The following is a 4875-nucleotide window of genomic DNA, read 5'->3' as shown; positions in this document are numbered from 1 at the left end:
CGAATGGATCTCGCGTGGTCGCTGGCCGAACGCTGGACTCGGGACGGCCGGCCCGCCGGGATCGGCGGCGCGGTGGAGTTCCGCACCGACGTGTTCGACACCGCCACCATCGAAGCCCTGGTGTGCCGGCTGCATCGGGTGCTGACGGCCATCACCGCCGACCCCACCGCGCGGTTGTCGTCGATCGACGTGCTGGGCGCCGACGAGCACGCCCGCCTCGATGCGATCGGCAACCGGACGGCGCTGACGCGCGAGGCGCACCCACCCGCGTCGATCCCGGAGGTGTTCGCTGAGCATGTCGCGCGCGCGCCCGAGGCGGTGGCCATCACCGACGGATCGTGTTCGTGGACCTACCGTGAACTCGACGAGTCCGCGAACCGGTTGGCGCACTTGCTCGTTCACCACGGCGCGGGACCGGGCCAGTGCGTGGCGCTGCTCGTCGAACGCTCCGCCCGGGCCGTCGCCGCGATCCTGGCCGTGCTCAAGACCGGCGCCGCGTACCTGCCGATCGACCCGGCGCTGCCGGCGGCCCGGATCGACTTCATGCTCACCGATGCCGCACCGACGGTCGTGCTCACCACCGCCGAGTATCGTTCGCGCTCGGGAGATCTCGGCCCGCTCGTCATCGACATCGACGACCCGGAGGTCCACCGCCAGCCTGCGACGCCGCTGCCAGCACCGGCGCCGCAGGGCGTCGCCTACACGATCTACACCTCGGGCACCACCGGTGTCCCCAAGGGGGTGGCCGTGACCCACGGCAACGCCACCCAGCTGTTCGCCTCGCTGGGCGCCGCCGGCCTCCCCGCGGCGCCGGGGAAGGTGTGGAGCCAATGCCACTCGCTGGCTTTCGACTTCTCGGTGTGGGAGATCTTCGGTGCGCTGCTGCACGGCGGACGGGTGCTGGTGGTGCCCGACGAGGTGGTGCGCTCGCCGAAAGACCTGCACGCCTTGCTCGTCGCCGAACGCGTCGACATGCTGACCCAAACGCCGTCCGAGGTGGGGATGCTCGGCACGGAGGGGCTGGAGTCGACGGTGCTGGCCGTCGCGGGCGAAGCCTGCCCCGTCGAAGTGGTGGACCGCTGGGCGGCCGGACGCGTGATGGTCAACGTCTACGGCCCCACCGAGATCACGATCGTCGCGGCCGTCAGCGCCCCGCTCGCCCCGGGACCCGAGGCGCCGCCGATCGGTTCGCCGGTGGCGGGCGCCGCGTTGTTCGTGCTCGACGGGTGCCTGCGGCCGGTGCCCGCGGGTGTGGCCGGCGAGTTGTATGTGGCCGGTGCCGGCGTGTCGACCGGCTACCTGGGCCGGGCCGGCCTGACCGCGTCGCGGTTCGTGGCCTGCCCGTTCGGCGGGACGGGGGCGCGCATGTATCGCACCGGGGACCTGGCCTGGTGGGGCGCGGACGGGCAGCTCCGGTATGTCGGGCGCGCCGACGAGCAGGTCAAGATCCGCGGCTACCGCATCGAACTCGGCGAGATCCAGGCCGCGCTGGCCGGGCTGGCCGGCGTGGAGCGGGCGCTGGTGATCGCCCGCGAGGACCGCCCGGGCGACAAGCGGCTGGTGGGGTACATCACCGGCACGGCCAACCCGGCAGAGATCCGCACGGTGCTGGCCGAGCGCCTGCCCGCCTACATGGTGCCGTCCGCGGTGGTGGTGTTGCCGGCACTCCCGTTGACACCGAGCGGCAAGCTCGACATCCGCTCGCTGCCGGCGCCCGACTACGGCACCGAGGACTACCTGGCCCCGGCCACCGCCGTGGAGGAGATCCTGGCCTGGCTGTACGCCCAGGTGCTCGGCTTGGAGCGGGTCGGGGTCTCCGAATCGTTCTTCGACCTGGGTGGGGATTCGCTGTCGGCCATGCGCCTGGTCGCCGCGATCTACAACGCCCTCGATGTCCACCTGCCGGTGCGCGCCGTCTTCGAGGCGCCGTCGGTGCGCGCCCTGAGCCAGCAGCTCAACGCCGAACACGGTGCGGCAGAGGGTCTTCGCGCCGACTTCGCGTCCGTGCACGGCCGCGACGCGACCGAGGTGTACGCCAGCGACCTGACGCTGGACAAGTTCATCGACGCCCCGACGCTGTCGACCGCGCCGGCGCTGCCGGCCCCGCGCGGCGACCTGCGCACGGTCCTGCTGACCGGGGCCACCGGCTTCCTCGGTCGCTACCTGGTGCTGCAGTGGCTGGAACGGCTGGAACTGGCGGACGGAAAGCTGATCTGCCTGGTGCGGGCCACCTCCGACGAGGACGCGCGCCGCCGGCTCGAAAAGACCTTCGACAGCGGCGATCCGGCGCTGCTGCGGTATTTCCACGAACTCGCCGACGACCATCTCGAGGTGATCGCCGGTGACAAGGGTCGCGCGAACCTCGGCGTGGACGAACCGACCTGGCAGCGGCTGGCCGACACCGTCGATCTGATCGTGGACTGCGCGGCCGTCGTCAACGGCGTGCTGCCCTACAGCGAGCTGTTCACCCCCAACGTCGCGGGCACCGCCGAGCTGATCCGGCTGGCGGTCACCACCAAACTCAAGCCGTACACCTACGTGTCGACGGCCAACGTCGGTGACCAAATCGAGCCGGCGGCGTTCACCGAGGACGCCGACGTCCGGACGGCCGGCCCGATTCGCACCGTCGACGGCAGTTACGGCAACGGCTACGGCAACAGCAAGTGGGCGGGCGAGGTGCTGCTGCGCGAGGCCAACGACCTGTGCGGGCTGCCGGTTTCGGTGTTCCGCTGCGACATGATCCTGGCCGCCACCACCTATCGGGGCCAGCTGAACCTGTCGGACATGTTCACCCGGATGGTGCACAGCGTGGTGGCCAGTGGCGTCGCGCCGCGCTCGTTCTATGCGCTCGACGCGCGCGGTAACCGGCAACGCGCGCACTTCGACGCGCTGCCGGTCGAGTTCGTCGCCGAGGCGATCGCCACGCTGGGCGCCCAGGTGATGGACGGGTTCGAGACCTACCACGTGATGAATCCGCACGACGACGGCATCGGCCTCGACGAGTACGTCGACTGGCTCATCGAGGCCGGCTACCCGATCGAGCGGGTCGACGACTTCACCGAATGGCTGCAGCGGATGGAGACCGCCCTGCACGCCCTGCCCGAGCGGCAGCGCCACCAGTCGGTGCTGCAACTGTTGCAGCTGCGCAACGCCTTGCACGTGCCGCCGGCGGATCCCGCCCGCGGGTGCCTGGGGCCGACGGAGCGTTTCCGCGCCGCGGTGCAGGAAGCCAAGATCGGTCCCGATAACGACATTCCGCAGATCAGCCCGTCGGTGATCGTCAAATACGTGACCGACCTGAAGCTGCTCGGTCTGCTCTGAAATCCGTTGGACGATAGCGGTTTTCGCTGCCGCGATCAAACCCGTCGTCGCCGCGGCGTCGGCTGGCTACCATGACGGGAGAACGCGACGGTCCCGCCCGCACGGAGGAGTGCTCATCCGATGACAACAGCGCGCCTGCCTCAACTGCCACTCGACGAAGCCAAGGCCGCGGCCGACGAGGCGGCCGTCCCCAACTACATGGCCGAACTCAGCATCTTTCAGGTGCTGCTCAACCATCCGCCGCTGGCGCGCGGCATCAACGACCTGCTCGCCACCATGCTCTGGCACGGCGCCCTCGATTCGCGGTTGCGTGAGTTGGTGATCATGCGGATCGGCTGGCTCACCGGCTGCGATTACGAGTGGACCCAGCACTGGCGCGTCGCATCGCGGCTCGGCGTGCCGGCTGATGATCTGCTGGGCGTGCGGGATTGGCAGAACCACGCCGGGTTCGGGGTCGTCGAGCGGGCCGTGCTCGCCGCCACCGACGACGTGGTGCGCGACGGCGCGGTGAGCGCCGCGAACTGGGCGGCATGTGAGCGCGAATTCGGCGGTGACACAACGGTTCTCGTCGAACTGGTCACGGTCATCGGGGCCTGGCGGATGGTCGCCTCGATCCTGCAGAGCCTGGAGGTGCCGCTGGAGGAGGGCGTGGCGAGCTGGCCGCCGGACGGCCGGTCGCCCCGGGCTTAGGGGCGGGTCACCCCCATCGGCTTAGGGGCGATCGCGAGCGCGGCGCGGCCGGGCGAAGCGGGTCGCTCCCATCGGCTTAGGGGCCTTAGCCCCGCGGCGCGCACCTGAGTTGCGTACTCCCCGTGGCCGATTGACTTCGCAATCGATAGCTTTTAGCGTCGGGCGATGAGAACCAGGGTCGCCGAGATGCTCGGAGTCGAATTCCCGATCTGCGCCTTCAGCCACTGCCGTGACGTGGTGGCCGCGGTGACCAACGCCGGGGGCTTCGGTATCCTGGGCGCCACCGCGCACAGCCCGCAGCGGCTACAGAGCGAGCTGGCCTGGATCGAGGAGCGGACCGGGGGCAAGCCCTACGGGGTCGACCTGTTGTTACCGCCCAAATACGTCGGCGCCGAGCAGGGCGGCATCGACACCAGCCAGGCTCGCACCCTGTTGCCCGACGAGCACCGCGCCTTCGTCGACGACCTGCTGGCCCGCTACGGGGTCACCGCGCCCGCCGCGGAGCCGCGCCGCTCCCTCGGCGGCCTGAACATCTCGCCGAAGACCTACGAGCCGCTGCTCGACGTCGCCTTCTCCAACAACATCCGGCTGATCGCCAGCGCGCTCGGGCCGCCCCCGGCGGACCTCGTCCAGCGCGCGCACGACCGCGACGTGCTGGTGGCCGCGCTGGCCGGCACCACCCGGCACGCGCAGCGGCACGCCGCCGCGGGCGTCGACCTGATCGTCGCGCAAGGCACCGAGGCCGGCGGTCATACCGGTGAGGTGGCGACCATGGTCCTGGTGCCCGAGGTCGTCGACGCCGTGGCGCCGGTGCCCGTCCTGGCCGCCGGAGGGAGCGGCCGCGGTCGCCAGATCGCGGCGGCG

The 4875-nt window shown here is 70.9% G+C and carries 3 protein-coding genes; all 3 read left to right on the top strand.

Translation table 11 applies throughout. The features are described 5' to 3' along the window. On the top strand, positions 1-3321 hold a 3321-nt coding region (locus A5622_RS18670; protein ID WP_156753011.1), incomplete at its 5' end, for an amino acid adenylation domain-containing protein. Between the two features lie 120 nt (positions 3322-3441). Further along, a complete protein-coding gene (locus tag A5622_RS18665; RefSeq protein ID WP_066880486.1) occupies positions 3442-4011 on the top strand; it encodes a carboxymuconolactone decarboxylase family protein in 570 nt (189 codons plus the stop codon). Positions 4012-4176: 165 nt separating this feature from the next. Further along, the coding region (locus A5622_RS18660) for a nitronate monooxygenase (protein WP_197508045.1) at positions 4177-4875 on the top strand (699 nt) is incomplete at its 3' end.

The organism is Mycobacterium sp. 1245801.1 (assembly GCF_001673055.1).
GTDB classification, from domain to species: Bacteria; Actinomycetota; Actinomycetes; order Mycobacteriales; family Mycobacteriaceae; genus Mycobacterium; species Mycobacterium europaeum_A.
This window is presented reverse-complemented; position numbering and strand designations above follow the sequence as displayed.

Excerpts from the sequence above, each read along its gene's own strand:
- A5622_RS18665 (WP_066880486.1), top strand. The coding sequence starts at position 3,442 with ATGACAACAGCGCGCCTGCCTCAACTGCCACTCGACGAAGCCAAGGCC.